General features: G+C 61.6%; 16 protein-coding genes. 12 read left to right on the top strand and 4 right to left on the bottom strand.

Annotated features, from left to right (window positions below; translation table 11 throughout):
- Positions 1-42 precede the first annotated feature (42 nt).
- The 3 genes from AB4O22_RS12500 to AB4O22_RS12490 all read left to right on the top strand — a co-directional run bounded on the left by AB4O22_RS12500 (position 43) and on the right by AB4O22_RS12490 (position 2,606).
- Positions 43-837 (top strand): DeoR/GlpR family DNA-binding transcription regulator, encoded by a 795-nt coding sequence (locus tag AB4O22_RS12500; protein WP_003201338.1) that lies wholly within the window; start codon positions 43-45, stop codon positions 835-837.
- 131 nt (positions 838-968) lie between these two features.
- Positions 969-1,895, top strand: a complete 927-nt coding sequence (locus AB4O22_RS12495; RefSeq protein ID WP_003201340.1) for a Gfo/Idh/MocA family protein — start codon at positions 969-971, stop codon at positions 1,893-1,895.
- A gap of 15 nt (positions 1,896-1,910) precedes the next feature.
- Positions 1,911-2,606, top strand: a complete 696-nt coding sequence (locus AB4O22_RS12490) for a tRNA (adenine(22)-N(1))-methyltransferase (protein ID WP_013693223.1) — start codon at positions 1,911-1,913, stop codon at positions 2,604-2,606.
- A gap of 47 nt (positions 2,607-2,653) precedes the next feature.
- Here AB4O22_RS12490 and AB4O22_RS12485 read toward each other — a convergent pair whose 3' ends face one another.
- Positions 2,654-3,031 (bottom strand): hypothetical protein, encoded by a 378-nt coding sequence (locus AB4O22_RS12485; protein ID WP_003201346.1) that lies wholly within the window; start codon positions 3,029-3,031, stop codon positions 2,654-2,656.
- Positions 3,032-3,145: 114 nt separating this feature from the next.
- Between AB4O22_RS12485 and AB4O22_RS12480 the strand changes: the two genes are divergently transcribed.
- Positions 3,146-3,772, top strand: a complete 627-nt coding sequence (locus AB4O22_RS12480) for a hypothetical protein (RefSeq protein ID WP_003201348.1) — start codon at positions 3,146-3,148, stop codon at positions 3,770-3,772.
- Between the two features lie 25 nt (positions 3,773-3,797).
- On the opposite strand, the gene AB4O22_RS12475 is transcribed toward AB4O22_RS12480, so the two are convergent.
- The gene (locus AB4O22_RS12475) at positions 3,798-4,163 is read right to left on the bottom strand and encodes a CPBP family intramembrane glutamic endopeptidase (RefSeq protein ID WP_223528722.1); all 366 of its coding nucleotides are present in this window, start codon (positions 4,161-4,163) and stop codon (positions 3,798-3,800) included.
- Between the two features lie 102 nt (positions 4,164-4,265).
- Here AB4O22_RS12475 and AB4O22_RS12470 point away from each other — a divergent pair, with 102 nt between their 5' ends.
- Complete coding sequence (locus AB4O22_RS12470) at positions 4,266-4,478, top strand: hypothetical protein (RefSeq protein WP_223524342.1); 213 nt, start codon at positions 4,266-4,268, stop codon at positions 4,476-4,478.
- Between the two features lie 135 nt (positions 4,479-4,613).
- On the opposite strand, the gene AB4O22_RS12465 is transcribed toward AB4O22_RS12470, so the two are convergent.
- Positions 4,614-5,384 (bottom strand): class I SAM-dependent methyltransferase, encoded by a 771-nt coding sequence (locus AB4O22_RS12465; protein ID WP_003201352.1) that lies wholly within the window; start codon positions 5,382-5,384, stop codon positions 4,614-4,616.
- Positions 5,385-5,571: 187 nt separating this feature from the next.
- Positions 5,572-6,816, bottom strand: a complete 1,245-nt coding sequence (locus AB4O22_RS12460) for an acyl-CoA dehydrogenase family protein (protein ID WP_028237226.1) — start codon at positions 6,814-6,816, stop codon at positions 5,572-5,574.
- Between the two features lie 377 nt (positions 6,817-7,193).
- Between AB4O22_RS12460 and msuE the strand changes: the two genes are divergently transcribed.
- The 7 genes from msuE to AB4O22_RS12425 all read left to right on the top strand — a co-directional run bounded on the left by msuE (position 7,194) and on the right by AB4O22_RS12425 (position 14,292).
- Positions 7,194-7,757: an FMN reductase gene (gene msuE / locus AB4O22_RS12455; protein WP_013693227.1), complete on the top strand. Its 564-nt coding sequence runs from the start codon at positions 7,194-7,196 to the stop codon at positions 7,755-7,757.
- A gap of 40 nt (positions 7,758-7,797) precedes the next feature.
- On the top strand, positions 7,798-8,895 hold the full coding sequence (gene sfnG, locus AB4O22_RS12450; protein ID WP_003201358.1) for a dimethylsulfone monooxygenase SfnG: 1,098 nt from the start codon (positions 7,798-7,800) through the stop codon (positions 8,893-8,895).
- Positions 8,896-8,909: 14 nt separating this feature from the next.
- On the top strand, positions 8,910-10,070 hold the full coding sequence (locus tag AB4O22_RS12445) for an AMP-binding protein (protein WP_431093296.1): 1,161 nt from the start codon (positions 8,910-8,912) through the stop codon (positions 10,068-10,070).
- 13 nt (positions 10,071-10,083) lie between these two features.
- Complete coding sequence (locus AB4O22_RS12440; protein ID WP_003201361.1) at positions 10,084-10,866, top strand: ABC transporter ATP-binding protein; 783 nt, start codon at positions 10,084-10,086, stop codon at positions 10,864-10,866.
- Between the two features lie 67 nt (positions 10,867-10,933).
- Complete coding sequence (locus AB4O22_RS12435) at positions 10,934-11,815, top strand: branched-chain amino acid ABC transporter permease (protein WP_003201363.1); 882 nt, start codon at positions 10,934-10,936, stop codon at positions 11,813-11,815.
- Between the two features lie 11 nt (positions 11,816-11,826).
- Positions 11,827-12,894 (top strand): branched-chain amino acid ABC transporter permease, encoded by a 1,068-nt coding sequence (locus AB4O22_RS12430; protein ID WP_460097817.1) that lies wholly within the window; start codon positions 11,827-11,829, stop codon positions 12,892-12,894.
- A 72-nt stretch (positions 12,895-12,966) separates the two neighbouring features.
- The gene (locus AB4O22_RS12425; RefSeq protein ID WP_003201366.1) at positions 12,967-14,292 is read left to right on the top strand and encodes an ABC transporter substrate-binding protein; all 1,326 of its coding nucleotides are present in this window, start codon (positions 12,967-12,969) and stop codon (positions 14,290-14,292) included.
- Positions 14,293-14,294: the final 2 nt, after the last annotated feature.

The following is a 14,294-nucleotide window of genomic DNA, read 5'->3' as shown; positions in this document are numbered from 1 at the left end:
CGTTTGTGATCATTAGTGCTCGTTTATGCAGGTTGTACTGTCATGACTTCTCCTCACGAAGCGTTCCCCGGCGAACGCCAGCAATTGATCAGCCAGCGTCTTGCCCGGTATGGCCGGGTGATCGCGGCCGACTTGGCCAGCGAATTCAATGTGTCCGAGCATTCGATACGGCGTGACCTGGGCGCGTTGGCAGCGGCGGGGGTGTGCAAGCGCGTTTATGGCGGCGCGATACTCTTGCCCGCTCCCGAAGGGCCGATGGAGGTACGCGTGCGCAAAGACCCGGCGCGCAAGGGCAGTCTCGGCCAAGCGGCCGCTGCACTGCTGCGCGCGGGCCAGCACGTCTTCATCGACGCCGGGTCGACCAATCTGGCCGTGGCCTGCGCCATCGATCCGCAACTGCAGCTGACCCTCACCACCAATTCGCCGCTGATTGCGGTTCAGTTGATGAAGCTGCCCCGCGCTGAGGTCATCCTGCTGGGTGGCCGCTTGAGTCCTAACGCGGGTGGTGTGATCGGGCTGACGGCTGTCCAGCAATTGCGTCAGTTCAGTTTTGACGTGTGCTTCCTCGGTGCCTGCGCCATCGATCCGGACAATGGCGTCACGGCGTTCGGCCTGGATGACGCGGAGTTCAAGCGCGCGGTGGTCGCGGCAAGCGGGCAGGTGATCGCGGCGGTGACCAATGAGAAACTCTCCAGCGTTGCCCACTATCAGGTGGCCGCCTGCGAAGAGGTCGCCACCCTGGTGGTGGAGCACGATGCGCCGCGTGAGCGACTCGAACCCTTCTTCGGCCGGGTGACCAACGTCGTGACTGCAGCCAGTGAGCTACGGCACAGCTGAGGTCTTTGCGGCACTGCTGTTACCCAATTGCGCAGGACCATCGTATAGATACTGCACGGCCCCCATTGTCCGCCGGGCGATTTGCGTCTAGTTTGCTGGCCGATCACAAGTACAAAAATCAGGAGTCATCGATGCAACCGATTCGTCTCGGGCTGGTGGGCTACGGCAAGATTGCCCAGGATCAACACGTTCCAGCCATCCACGCCAACCCCGCGTTCCAACTGGTGGCTGTCGCCACGCAAGGGCTGCCTTGCGCCGGGGTGGATAACTTCCGGTCCCTGGGCGAACTGCTCGAAAACGGTCCGCAGGTCGATGCCATTGCGTTTTGCACACCGCCACAAGGTCGATTTGCCCTGGTGCAACAGGCGCTGGCGGCTGGCAAACACGTGCTGGTGGAAAAACCGCCGTGCGCCACGCTGGGAGAAGCCATGGCGTTGGTGGAGCAGGTCCGCGAGCAAGGCGTCAGCGGCCTGTTCGCCTGGCATTCGCGTTACGCGCCGGGCATCGCAGCCGCCCGTGACTGGCTGGCGAGTCGCACCTTGCAGAGCGTGCAGATCGACTGGAAGGAAGACGTGCGCAAGTGGCACCCCGGCCAGGCGTGGATCTGGCAACCCGGTGGCCTGGGCGTCTTCGATCCGGGTATCAATGCCTTGTCGATTGTGACCCATCTGCTGGCGTTGCCGCTGTTCGTGGAGTCCGCCGAGTTGCGCGTGCCGGACAACTGCCAGTCGCCGATTGCCGCCAGCATCAAGATGGCCGACGCGCGCCACCTCGATGTTCGTGCGGAGTTCGATTTCGACCATGGGCATGACGAGCTCTGGAGCATCGAGATTCGCTGCGCCGAAGGCGTCCTGCGTCTGGACAATGGCGGTGCGCTGTTGAGCATCGACGGCGTGGGCCAGGCTGTTTCCGAGGAAGGCGAGTACGCGGCGGTGTATCGACATTTTCAACAACTGATTGCCGACAAAACCAGCGACATGGACCTGCAGCCGCTGCGGTTGGTCGCGGACAGCTTTTTTGTCGGCAGTCGGACGGCGGTTGAGCCGTTCTACGATTAATCCAGGGAACTGCAGTTGAACGAACAGACCTTGTCCATGCGCCTGGAGCGCGTGGCGGCGCATATGCCGGCAGGTGCGCGCCTGGCCGACATCGGCTCGGATCACGCTTACCTGCCGGTGGCCTTGCTGCGCCGTGGCGCCATCGCGATGGCGGTGGCTGGCGAGGTGGCGCTGACGCCGTTTCGCGCCGCCGAACGCACCGTTGGGGAGAATGGCCTGGAACAGCAGATCAGCGTGCGCCTGGCCAATGGCCTGGCGGCGATCGAGCCGGAAGACGGGATCACGGCGATCAGCCTCTGTGGCATGGGCGGCGAGACGATCCGCGACATCCTGGACAGCGGCAAAGCGCGGTTGAGCGGCCAGGAGCGCCTGATCCTGCAACCCAACGGCGGCGAGCAACCGCTGCGCCAATGGCTGATGGAGAACGACTACCGCATCCTCTGCGAGGAAGTGCTGCGGGAAAACCGTTTCTACTACGAGATCATCGTCGCCGAGCGCGCCGGGCCGGTGACGTACACCGCCGAGGAGCTGTACTTCGGCCCGCTGCAGCTGCAAGCCCGCACCCCGATCTTCCTGGCCAAGTGGCAGCGCCTGCTGTGCCAGAAGCAAAAGACCCTCACCAGCTTCGCCAAGGCGCGGCAAGCCGTGCCGGAAGAGAAGCTGCAAGACATAGCCCGGCAGGCCCGTTGGATCACTGAGCTGTTGGCTTGAGTTGCATTGAGGTCATCAGCTAAATGCCACGGTCCCCAGGTGACTGATTATCGACCCACCACCGGGTAGTGCTTGATACGACACGCATAGGAGTTGCCGTCGCCTTTACAAACGCCATCGAGGTAGCGGTAGTCCACCCGTACCGACTGCCCTTTGCCGGGCCATTGTCGGCGGGGCAGCGTGGCTTGGTAGTCTGGGGTTTCCGGGGTGAAGGTGAGCGATGAGCCTTGCGCGGGGCACTCCACCGAGGCGGATTTCGGCCTGGCTTTCACGATCTGCGCCTGAAGCTGTGGGTAGGGTTGTTTCAAGACCTCGACGATACGCAGCTCCAGGTGGCAGATCTGCCACGTCGAGGCCTGGACGGGCCCACTCAGGAAGGCGAGCGTCAAGGCAGACAGTCCGAGGCACGCTGCGTGAGAGTTCATGGTTGCCCTTGTTTGAGGTACTGACGTTTGCGAAATCATAGCGTGGCATTGTAGCCAGCAGGAGGGTGATGGCACTATGCCAAAAATCTTCAGGCCGATACAAGGAAGTGACCCATGCCCGGAATCCCTGACGTCGCATCCGCGTTTCGCGACTTCATGCAATCGTGGAAGGAGGACCGCAAATACCTGCCGTCATCCATCAGTGCCCTGGCCAACGGTTTCGAGGGCTGGCTGAAATTCGAGTTCTATTTCTGGTTGATCCACGCCCGTGGGCTTCGTGGCCCCGACCGCGAGCTGGCCGATGTGGGTGTCGAGTACAAGGTGGCGCTTGATCAGCGTTGGTCGCAGATGGATATCGTCTCCAAGCAATGCGACCTGTGGATCCGCGACCAGGATGAAAAGCGCTTTCACTTCATTGAACTCAAGACCCCCTTCGCCAATGCCAACCAGGGCAAGATGTTCGACAGTGCGGCCAGAGACTATTGGTACATGACCCGCTTGAAAGCCCAGGCGGAAAAGGTGGCCACGGGCAGCGTCATTATCTTTGGCGTGAACTTTGATCAGGCGCGCTGGGAAAAGCATCTCCAGTACGTCGAGGAATATGCCGGCTACGTCGAGCATTCATCCAAGGCCTCCGACACCGTGCCAGGCGTGGAGGGGCTGAGGTGGGCGGTCCTGACCATGCATTACTCACCGCTGGGCGAGCTTCCTCTGCCGCAAGTCGAGGTTCAGGCGCCATAAAGGGCTCTGGCCTGGCACCGCTGGCTTAGCCGTAAAGCCCCATCAGCGAGAAAGACTTATCAGTGGTCAGTGCAACCATTTCGGCCAGCGAATGCAGGAGCACCGGAACCAGCAGGCCACCGCTGACCACTCTTGCGATAGCGAATATGCCCCCACAGGCGAAGATCAGCACGACGGTGATCCAGTTCCCGTATTGGATGTGCATGGCGGCGAAGATGGCCGACGTAACGATGACCGCGATCCATGTCCAGGCACGGCTGTTCTCGTAGGGGAACAGTCGGAGCATGTAATGGCGGAAAAACAACTCTTCGGCGATGGGTGGCAGCACGATCAGCGAGGCGATCTTGATCGTGGCCTGCCAGCTGTTGAGCCCGTCCAGAAGCTCGGCCATGAACACTTCTCGTGGCAACCCCAGCACGAGGGTGGCAACCCCGAAAAACAGGTAGGCGCCAACGATGCCAAGCGCACCCCACCGCAGGGGGGTGCCTATGTAATGACCACGCCATTGAGTGCGCGCATCGGCGCGGTACTGCAGGGCGAAGAGAGCGAGGAGAACGAGCGCGGTGATACCCGAGGTGGTCGTGAACGTCAGGTAGGCCTGCATGTCTGCGGGTATGAACAGGACTTCGGGCACTGCTGCCAGGAAGACTACCAGGGTCGCAAGTACAAACATCCCGAGCCGGGGAAAGAGGCGGTAGGGCGGTAAAGTGGCGGCGGGAGCAAACTCAGGGGCGGCACAAAGATTCGTCACAGTCACTCCATGAGTGCAAGGAAAAAGGCATGATGCCAGTGTTTTGGGGGCGTCAGGTACGAGTTCCTGCCGGGTTGATGGCGTCGTGATTCAATCCAGGCGGCGACATGAATAAGCGTGGGTCTGATAAGGGAACTCAATGTGCTTGCGCCCGCGCAGCGCCGGATGGGTCTGAATCAAGGCCCGTAGTTGATCCGCTACCTGTTTTTTCTCTGCGTCAGGCAGCGCTGCGATGAAGCTCACGGACAGAAAGCGATCCAGGATGACCGTCTCGGGGCTGCCTGCGTGGCTGTAACTAAAACAGGTCAGTTCGGGCTCCGAGAAGTAACGTCCGTTGAAGGGGCGTCGCCAGTTTCCGGTATGAAAGCGTGGGGTATCGCCTTCGAAGGGGGTGATGATTTTGGTGATGTCGGCCACCCAGTCCACTGACTCATCACGCACGTTCCAGATCAGACCGAGCCGGCCGCCCGGTTTGAGTACTCGGTGAATCTCTTGGAGCGCGGTTTCATTCGCGAACCAGTGGAAGGCTTGAGCACATACGAGCGCCTGCGCCGCCCCTGCCTCGAGGGGAATGGATTCGGCCGTTCCCTCCAGAATCCTGGTGTTCGGCAGATGCTTGGCAAACTCGATTCGCATCGCCTCGACCGGTTCGATGGCGATGGTATTGATCGTCATTGAGTCCAGCAGGCGAGTGAACTTACCGGTACCGGCTCCTAATTCAATGACTGTCGATCCTGGGCTGATTTCCAGTGCACTGCTGAGCCAGGCCTGTATTTCGCTTGGGTAGTCTGGGCGCCCTTGGGTATAGGTGCGGGCTTCTGCTGAGTATCCTATCTGAGCGGCCTTATGGATAACTGTCATCTTCAGCGACCCTTCGGGTGGATGGGGGTAGATCGATTATGCGGTGTGTTTGGGTCGTCAGCTAGTTGATCCTTTTTGTGCTTGGTCTTGTCTGTTTGTATTGGGGTAAGTCGCTTGTTGGGTTTTTTTGGGGGAGGGGGTGTATATCCGTTCCTGCGGTAACGGATATACACACCAACCCACCTACTCAACGCTGCTTGGACCCCCCGCCAATCTGCCAGACATACGGCGGTTCCGTACCATTGATTTCCCAATCACCAATAATGCGCTCCTTGTAGATCAACGGATTGTGCGAAGCGGCGGTTCGGGCATTGCGCCAGTGACGGTCGAGGGCCTTGCTGGTGCTGGTGGCCGAGGCACCAAGGGCATTGAACAGGTCGCTGGTGGCGCGTAGCACCAGGTCGGAGATGACCACCTGGGCCTGGGCCGATTCCAGTTCAGCGGCGATGTTGGCGGTGTGTTCGGTCTCGGTGTTCTGACTGAAGCGGCTTTCGTAGGCGCGTTGGGAGGCGCTTGCGGCTCGCAGGGCAGTGGCTTCGGCGGCATAGACCTGGGCCGAGGCCCTGCCGACCACTTGCTGCACCTGCACGTCCTGGCTCACTTCGCTGGCATTGCCGGTGCTGAAGACCCGCGTGCGTTTGCGCACTTGCTCGGTAATGTCATGAACCGCAGCGCGGCCGGCACCGGTCAGCACGGCCAGCAAGACCAGTTGATAAAACGCGGTCTGGTATTTGAAGCGGGTGGAGAAGTCGATGAGGTTCTGCGCCTCGACCAACGCATTCTCGAACAGCGACGTGCCGCTGCCGGTAGTGCGTTGGCCAAAACCGTCCCAGTCATCGCTTTGCTTGACGCCCGACTGGTGCACGCGCACGGCGGCAATCACGTCGGCGCCGTTGTCGTCGCGTTGGGCATACACGTCGATCCAGTCGGCGAAGATACTGCCGGTGCTGTAGTACTTGGTGCCGTTGACGACCCATTGATCACCCAGGCGGGAAACCCGGGTGCCGACGTCGCCGATTTTCACGGCGCCGACTTCCGTCCAGGCATTGCCCACCAGTTCACCCTCGACGAAGCGCTTGAACCAGATGTCTTGTGGGCTGCTGGCGTGGGCGTTGAGGCGGTCCTCGACAAATGCAAAGTGCCCGCGAAGCGCCTGGGGCAGGTTGGAATCGGCTTCAGCCAGTTCGATCAGCAGTTGCAACAGTTGCGGCAACGACGCCCCGGCGCCGCCATATTCGACCGGTACGCGAATGGCACCAAAGCCTGCTTCCTTCAGCCATTTCACCTGTTCAAAGGGCAAGCTGCGCGTCTGCTCACGCTCCAGGGCGCCGGCCTGGATGCGTGTAAAGATCGGCCGAAAACGTTCGGCCAAGGGCTCATAGTCGGTGCCGGTGGAAAGGATCGGCGGCAGGTGTTGTTGCTGTGCGGTCATGGTGATGTTCCTTCTTATGACGAATAGGTGGGCAGGGGGAGAAACCTGCCGGTGCCAGTGGCTATTGCACAGTCCATGCCCGAGGCCCAACGCCTGTAAATACGGGGCTTGTACAGCGTTCATCAGGGAAAGGGCTGCCCTCGCTGCGAACAATCTGTTGCGCAAGTGTGTGCCCGGCAACAGTTGCTGCCACAAACATCGACGCAGCGAATGTTCGTCAGGCAACAGTGGATCAACAGCTTGTCCGTCAAGCGACAGTGACATGATCCGGCTAAGATCCTAAGTAGTTGATTAATAAATGAATATTTAACTGGCACGGTTGCTGCTCTACACCTTGTGCAGACGCTGAGGTGGCGTCTCCAGGCATGGGGTAAGCGATGAGCAAGCAATTCAAAGTGGTGGCGGTGTCAGGCAGCGTGCAGCACCCGTCACGCACGCTGGTCCTGCTCCAGGCATTGGTGGACAGGCTCGGGCAGCAACTGCCGATCGAGCTGCGTTTGATCGAACTGGCCAAGGTCGGTCCACAGTTCGCCGGGGTCTTGCGTCGCGAGGCGTTGCCGGCTGCCGTGCAGGATGACCTGCTGGCCATTGAGTCGGCTGATCTGTTGATCGCCGCCAGCCCGGTGTATCGGGCCTCGTATACCGGTCTGTTCAAGCATCTGTTCGATTTCGTTCATCACGAAGCCCTCAAGAATGTACCGGTACTGCTGGCCGCGACGGGGGGCTCGGATCGCCATGCCTTGATCATCGATCACCAACTGCGACCCCTGTTCGGCTTCTTCCAGGCCCTGAGCCTGCCGGTGGGGGTCTATGCCAGCGAAACCGATTTCACCCAATACCGGATCTCCAGCGCACAGGTATTGGAGCGTATCGAACGCGCCGTCGAGTCGGCGTTGCTGAGCCTGGTACCGAGCGTTCGACGCGACGCCAGTGCCGCTTGATCAATTTCTTCCTTTCAAAACGAGCCGTGGAGTACATGCAATGAGCCAGGACACGATCAAATTTGCCTACTGGGTGCCCAACGTCAGTGGCGGGCTGGTGGTCAGCAAAATCGAGCAACGCACCGACTGGGGCATCGACTACAACCGCAAGCTGGCCCAGATCGCTGAAGCGGCCGGCTTCGACTACGCCCTGTCCCAAGTGCGCTTTACCGCCGGTTACGGCGCCGAATACCAGCATGAGTCCGTGGCGTTCAGTCATGCCTTGCTGGCCGCCACCACGCGCCTGAAAGTCATTGCAGCGGTTCTGCCGGGGCCGTGGACGCCGTCGGTGTTGGCCAAGCAGGTCGCAACCATCGATCACCTGACAGGCGGCCGGGTGGCGGTCAACATCGTGTCGGGCTGGTTCAAGGGCGAGTTCACCGCCATTGGCGAGCCATGGTTGGAGCACGATGAGCGCTATCGCCGTTCCGAAGAATTTATCACCGCGCTGAAGGGCATCTGGACCACCGACAACTTCACCTTGCGCGGTGACTTCTACCGCTTCCACGACTACACCCTCAAGCCAAAACCACTGCAGCAGCACCCGGAGATTTTCCAGGGCGGCAGCTCGCGGGCGGCACGGGACATGGCCGCCCGGGTATCGGACTGGTACTTCACCAATGGCAATACCGTGGAAGGCGTCAAGGCGCAGATCGATGACCTCCAGGCAAAAGCCGCAGCCAATAATCACAAGGTCAAGGTCGGTGTAAACGCCTTTGTCATTGCTCGAGACACCGAAGAAGAGGCGCGGGCGGTCCTTGCCCAGATCATCGACCAGGCCGACCCCGAGGCCGTCAATGCCTTCGGCGATGCGGCGAAACAGGCCGGCAAATCAAGCCCGGAAGGCGAGGGCAACTGGGCCAAGTCCAGCTTCGAGGACCTGGTGCAGTACAACGATGGCTTCAAGACCAACCTGATCGGCACACCGCAGCAGATCGCCGAACGCATCGTCGCGCTCAAGGCCGTGGGTGTGGATCTGGTGCTAGCCGGCTTTCTGCACTTCCAGGAAGAGGTCGAGTATTTCGGCCGCAAGGTGCTGCCGCTGGTGCGTGAGCTGGAGCAACGCAAAGTGGCAGCCAAAACGGCGGCAGTCGCTTAGGCGCGGGAGGCAGTATGGGCACGTTCACCGACACTCTCGACACGGCACCGGCCAGCTTGCCCCAGTGGTTGCGGCAACAGGCGCATTGGCATGGCGCGGATGTCGCGTTGCGCCATAAGCACCTGGGTGTCTGGCAGGAGCGGAGCTGGGCGCAAGTGGCCGATGAGGTGCGCCGTTTGGCGAGTGCCCTGCAAGCCCGCGGTTTTTCAGCGGGCGCGACCCTGACGATCATCAGCCGACCCAGACCACAGGCGCTGCTTGCAGCCTTGGCCGCGCAGTCGCTGGGGGGCGTGGCGAGTCTGTTCGATCCACTGGAGGTGGCGGCCGAACAGGTGCAACTGCTCGGCACGCTGCAGCCGGATTTCGTCCTGGTGGAAGGGTTGGAAGAGATGCTGCGTCTGCGTGCGGCGCAGGTGGCTGCGCGTGTGCTGGTTTATCTCGACAAGCGTGGCCTGGCGGATTCGACGCCATTTGTTCAAGCGCTGGATTACGCCGCGCTGGTTGCCGAGCAGCCAATCAATGAACGGGCACCGCAAGGGCGAGTGCTGCAAACGGCCTTTGTGTTTTATCGCGGGGCTGGGCAGGCGATTGAAGAGCAACGCGTCAGCCACGCCGAGCTGCTGCAGGAGGGCCAGCGGTTGGTGACGCGCGAAGGTCTGGGACGGCAGGAAGAGGCATTGGCCGCGCGGGCGTTCGCCTCGGGCGGACAAGCCCGCTATCTGCTGGCGCCCTGGTTGATAGCCGGTTTTCGCCTGAATTTTCCGGAGAATCTGGCGACCCGTGATCGCGACCGCCGCGAGCTGGGCCCGACGCTGGTGGCCGGGACGCGGGAAACTTATGAGCGTTTGTACCGTTATGCGCTGGAGCGTTTGCCGGCGCCGGGCAGTTGGTCGCGTGGGCTGGTGGACTGGGCGTTGGCGGCCCATCCCGACGTCCTGCAACGGCATCTGGGGGATTGGCTGGTGCGCCGGCCTTTGCGCGATGTGCTGGGGTTTTCCCGGACCCGCGCACCGCTGCTGGTGGGCGATGCGTTACCGCCCGAAACCCAGGCGTTTTTCCAGGCATTGGGTATCCGGGTTCGCCAGTGGAGCGATGCGGCCCACTGGGAAGCGTCGACGCATCTTGTGCAGCAAACCACCGATGACTGGAGCGGGCTCCAGTCGCAACTGGCCTGAGAGGAGACGCCTCATGACCCAGACGGCCGCCACGCATTTGCTGGAGCTGGACCATATTTCACTGTCATTCAAAGGCGTCAAAGCGGTCACGGACATCAGCTTTCGCGTCGCCACCGGAGAGATCTGCGCCTTGATCGGCCCCAACGGCGCCGGCAAGAGTTCGCTGCTGAATGTCATCAGCGGCGTGTATCAGGCCCAGGAGGGGCGTATCCGTTTTGATCGACAGGAGCGGCGCCGGATGCGCCCCCACGACGTGGCGGTACGCGGCATCGCCCGCACGTTCCAGAACATCGCGCTGTTCAAGGGCATGAGCGTGCTCGACAACGTGCTCACCGGACGCAACCTCAAGCGGCGCAGCACTTGGATCGAGCAGGCGCTGCGCATCGGTCGCGCCCGGGCCGAGGATGACCGCCAGCGCGAATCGGCCGAGCGCGTTATCGCGTTCCTGCATTTGCAGCCCTGGCGCGACACCCTGGTGGGCACGTTGCCCTATGGCTTGCAGAAGCGGGTGGAGCTGGCCCGGGCGCTGGCGGCGGAGCCTCGGCTATTGCTGCTGGACGAACCCATGGCCGGGATGAACGCCGACGAGAAGCAGCAGATGAGTCGCTTCATCGTCGACATCAATCGTGAGCTGGGCACCACCGTGGTGTTGATCGAGCACGATATCGGCGTGGTCATGGACATCAGTGATCACGTGGTGGTGCTCGATTACGGTCGCAAGATCGGCGATGGCTCGCCTGAAGACGTACGGCAGAACCCCGAGGTCATTTCGGCCTACCTGGGCACTCGCCACTGACACTGGATATTCGACGCCTTCCCACCAGGGAGGGCAGGCAAGTTGCGCCCGCAGAACAGGAACAGCGATGGAATTTTTCTTTGAAGTATTGATTGGCGGGTTGTTGGCGGGGGTGATGTACGCCTTGGTGGCCATCGGTTTTGTGCTGATCTACAAGGCCTCCGGGGTATTCAATTTCGCCCAGGGCGCGATGGTCCTGTTCTCGGCGCTGACCTTCGTCAGCCTGCTGGAACGCGGTGTGCCGTTCTGGCTGGCGTTCCTCATCAGCCTGGCGGCGATGCTGCTGATCGCCGTGGCCGTGGAGCGTGTGGTACTGCGCCCTTTGGTCAACCGTTCGCCGATCACGTTGTTCATGGCCACCCTTGGCCTGTCCTACGTCATCGAAGGCTTCGCCCAGGCGCTGTGGGGCGCCCAGGTGCATGGCCTGGAGCTGGGCATCAGTGACGAACCGCTGGAGCTGGGCGGGATGTTGTTGTCGCAGTTCGACATTTTTGCCGCGTTGACGGCAGCGCTCCTGGTGCTGCTGCTGTCCTGGCTGTTCAACAAGACCAGGCTCGGATTGTCGTTGCGGGCGGTGGCCGATGACCCGCTGGCGGCACTGGCCGTGGGCATCCGCTTGCAGCGAGTGTGGGTGGTGGTGTGGGCGGTGGCGGGGTTTGTCGGGTTGGTCGCCGGGCTGCTCTGGGGCGCTCGCCTCGGTGTGCAGTTCTCGCTCTCGCTGGTGGTACTCAAGGCCTTGCCGGTGCTGATCATCGGCGGCTTCACCTCCATCAGCGGCGCGATTGTCGGCGGCTTGATCATCGGCGCCTCGGAGAAGCTGGCGGAGGTTTACCTCGGGCCCTTCATCGGCAGCGGCATCGAGAACTGGTTTCCCTACGTGCTGGCGCTGCTGTTTCTGCTGGTGCGTCCGGCGGGGTTGTTTGGCGAACGGGCCATTGAACGGGTTTAGGGGAACGCATGATGTTTTATCGAGAAGCAGGCCAGTTCAACACCCGCTATGCCCAGGACCGCCGGGTCTTCGCGCTGCGCCAGGACCGTCACGGACTCGTCGCGTTGCTGCTGTTTGCCTTTGTCGTGGTGCCCTGGTTGGGCAATGACTATTGGTTCAGCGCGATCCTGATACCGTTCCTGGTGCTGTCCCTGGCCGGGTTGGGGCTCAATTTGCTCACCGGCTATGCCGGGCAACTGTCCCTTGGTTCAGCGGCGTTCATGGCGGTGGGCGCCTTTGCCACTTACAACCTCGAAGTACGGGTCGTCGGTTTGCCGTTGCTGGTCAGTATCGCCTTGGGCGGATTGGCGGCGGCGTTGGTGGCGGTGCTGTTCGGCCTGCCGAGTTTGCGCATCAAGGGCTTCTATCTGCTGGTCTCGACCCTGGCGGCGCAGTTCTTCGTGACCTGGGCGCTGACCCGGTTCAGTTGGTTTTCCAATAACAGCGCCTCGGGCGTGATCAGCGCGCCGCGCCTGGAGGTATTGGGGGTGAACCTCGACGCGCCGGCCGGCCGCTATCTGCTGACCCTGAGCGTGGTGGTGGCGCTGTTCTGGCTGGGCAAGAACCTGGTGCGCAGCGAGTTGGGGCGCAACTGGATGGCGGTGCGCGACATGGACACCGCCGCCGCGGTCATCGGCATTGCGTTGGCAAAAACCAAGTTGCTGGCGTTCGCCATCAGCGGTTTTTTCCTCGGGGTGGCCGGCGCGCTCTGGGCCTTCGCTTACCTGGGCACGGTGGAGCCCCACGGTTTCGACCTCAATCGGTCGTTCCAGATCCTGTTCATCATCATTATCGGCGGCCTCGGCAGCCTGCAGGGCAACTTCCTCGGCGCGGCCTTCATCGTGCTGTTTCCGGTGTTGCTCTCGAACCTGGTGTCGCTGCTGCCCGGCGGGCTGGTTGACGCCGGCCAGGTGGAGAACCTGCAGAAGATGATATTCGGCGCCCTGATCATTCTGTTCCTGATCAAGGAGCCAGAGGGCCTTGCGCGCCTCTGGCAGAGATTTCGCCAGCGCACACGGCTGTGGCCATTGCGCTACTGAGCGATGCGCACGGCGCGGGTTTGCAGTTGCATTTTGTTGGCTTACCTATGGCTTCATAACAAGGAAAATCCGATGTTCAAACGATCACTCGCCAGCAGCCTGGCACTGTCCCTGAGCCTCACCGCCGCGGCCTTCACCGTCCAGGCGGACAACGAACAATATTTCCCGCTGCAAAGCTATCGCGTCGGCCCTTATGCGGCCGGCGGCACCGGTTTTTTCGGCGGCTTCATCGACTACCTCAAGTACGTCAACGCCAACGGCGGCGTGAACGGCGTCAAGTTGACCTGGAGCGAGTGCGAGACCGAATACGTGGTCGAAAAGGGCGTCGAGTGCTACGAGCGCCTGAAGAAAGGTTTGAATGGCGCGCCGGCGGCGGCCACCAACCCGCTGTCGGTGGGCATCGCCTACGCCACGCTGGAGCGTTCGACGGCCGACAAACTGCCGCTGATCACCATCAACCACGGTCGCACGGACTCCACCGATGGCAGCGTGTTTCCCTACGTCTTCCCGTTGCAGTTGAACCCGTATTCCGAAGTGTCGGCGATCATCAACTACATCGGCCAAAGGGCCGGGGGGCTGGACAAACTCAAGGGCCTGAAGATCGTCACCCTGTATCACGGCTCGCCCTATGGCAAGGAAACCAACGAGGTGCTGCAGACCCTGGCCGACAAGTACGGTTTTGCGCTGACCTTGCTGGAGGTGCCGCACCCGGGCAACGAACAACAATCGCAATGGCTGAATATCCGTCGGGAAAAACCCGACTGGGTGATCCTGCGCGGATGGGGCGTGATGAACCCGGTGGCATTGAAAACCGCGCAGAAAGTCGGTTTCCCGGCCGACCACATCATCGGCAACATCTGGAGCAATTCCGAGGATGACGCCGCGCCGGCCGGTGCTGCGGCCAAGGGCTTCATCGCTATCACCACGCACCCTTCGGGCACCGATTTCCCGGTGTTGCAGGGCATCAAGAAACAAGTGGTCGACGCCGGCCATGGCGACCTGGCCGATCCCAAGCGTTTCGGCACGGTGTATTACAACCTCGGCGTGGTCAACGGCATTCTCAACGTAGAGGCGCTGCGCATTGCCCAGCAGAAATTCGGCAAGCAACCCCTGACCGGCGAGCAAGTGCGCTGGGGCTTCGAGAACCTCAAGCTCGACGACGCCCGGCTCAAGGAACTGGGGGCGTTGGGCCTGGTGCAGCCGTTGCAGTTGTCGTGCTCGGACCATGAAGGCGGTGGTGCGGTGCGCTTCCAGCAATGGGACGGTACGCAGTGGAAGCTGATCAGTGACTGGGTACAGGCCGACCGCGCCCTGCTACGGCCGATCATCGAAGCATCTTCGCATCAGTACGCCCGGGAAAAAGGCATTACCCCGCGTGATTGCAGCAAGGAATCCTGAGG

The sequence above is a fragment of the Pseudomonas sp. S3_B11 genome, from assembly GCF_054667715.1.
This window is presented reverse-complemented; position numbering and strand designations above follow the sequence as displayed.

Excerpts from the sequence above, each read along its gene's own strand:
- AB4O22_RS12430 (WP_460097817.1), top strand. The coding sequence starts at position 11,827 with ATGTTTTATCGAGAAGCAGGCCAGTTCAACACCCGCTATGCCCAGGAC.
- AB4O22_RS12475 (WP_223528722.1), bottom strand. The coding sequence starts at position 4,163 with ATGGCCGAGCTTCTGGACGGGCTCAACAGCTGGCAGGCCACGATCAAG.
- AB4O22_RS12445 (WP_431093296.1), top strand. The coding sequence starts at position 8,910 with ATGGGCACGTTCACCGACACTCTCGACACGGCACCGGCCAGCTTGCCC.
- AB4O22_RS12465 (WP_003201352.1), bottom strand. The coding sequence starts at position 5,384 with ATGACAGTTATCCATAAGGCCGCTCAGATAGGATACTCAGCAGAAGCC.
- AB4O22_RS12435 (WP_003201363.1), top strand. The coding sequence starts at position 10,934 with ATGGAATTTTTCTTTGAAGTATTGATTGGCGGGTTGTTGGCGGGGGTG.
- AB4O22_RS12480 (WP_003201348.1), top strand. The coding sequence starts at position 3,146 with ATGCCCGGAATCCCTGACGTCGCATCCGCGTTTCGCGACTTCATGCAA.
- AB4O22_RS12470 (WP_223524342.1), top strand. The coding sequence starts at position 4,266 with ATGACCACGCCATTGAGTGCGCGCATCGGCGCGGTACTGCAGGGCGAA.
- msuE (WP_013693227.1), top strand. The coding sequence starts at position 7,194 with ATGAGCAAGCAATTCAAAGTGGTGGCGGTGTCAGGCAGCGTGCAGCAC.
- AB4O22_RS12500 (WP_003201338.1), top strand. The coding sequence starts at position 43 with ATGACTTCTCCTCACGAAGCGTTCCCCGGCGAACGCCAGCAATTGATC.
- AB4O22_RS12460 (WP_028237226.1), bottom strand. The coding sequence starts at position 6,816 with ATGACCGCACAGCAACAACACCTGCCGCCGATCCTTTCCACCGGCACC.
- sfnG (WP_003201358.1), top strand. The coding sequence starts at position 7,798 with ATGAGCCAGGACACGATCAAATTTGCCTACTGGGTGCCCAACGTCAGT.
- AB4O22_RS12485 (WP_003201346.1), bottom strand. The coding sequence starts at position 3,031 with ATGAACTCTCACGCAGCGTGCCTCGGACTGTCTGCCTTGACGCTCGCC.
- AB4O22_RS12495 (WP_003201340.1), top strand. The coding sequence starts at position 969 with ATGCAACCGATTCGTCTCGGGCTGGTGGGCTACGGCAAGATTGCCCAG.
- AB4O22_RS12440 (WP_003201361.1), top strand. The coding sequence starts at position 10,084 with ATGACCCAGACGGCCGCCACGCATTTGCTGGAGCTGGACCATATTTCA.
- AB4O22_RS12425 (WP_003201366.1), top strand. The coding sequence starts at position 12,967 with ATGTTCAAACGATCACTCGCCAGCAGCCTGGCACTGTCCCTGAGCCTC.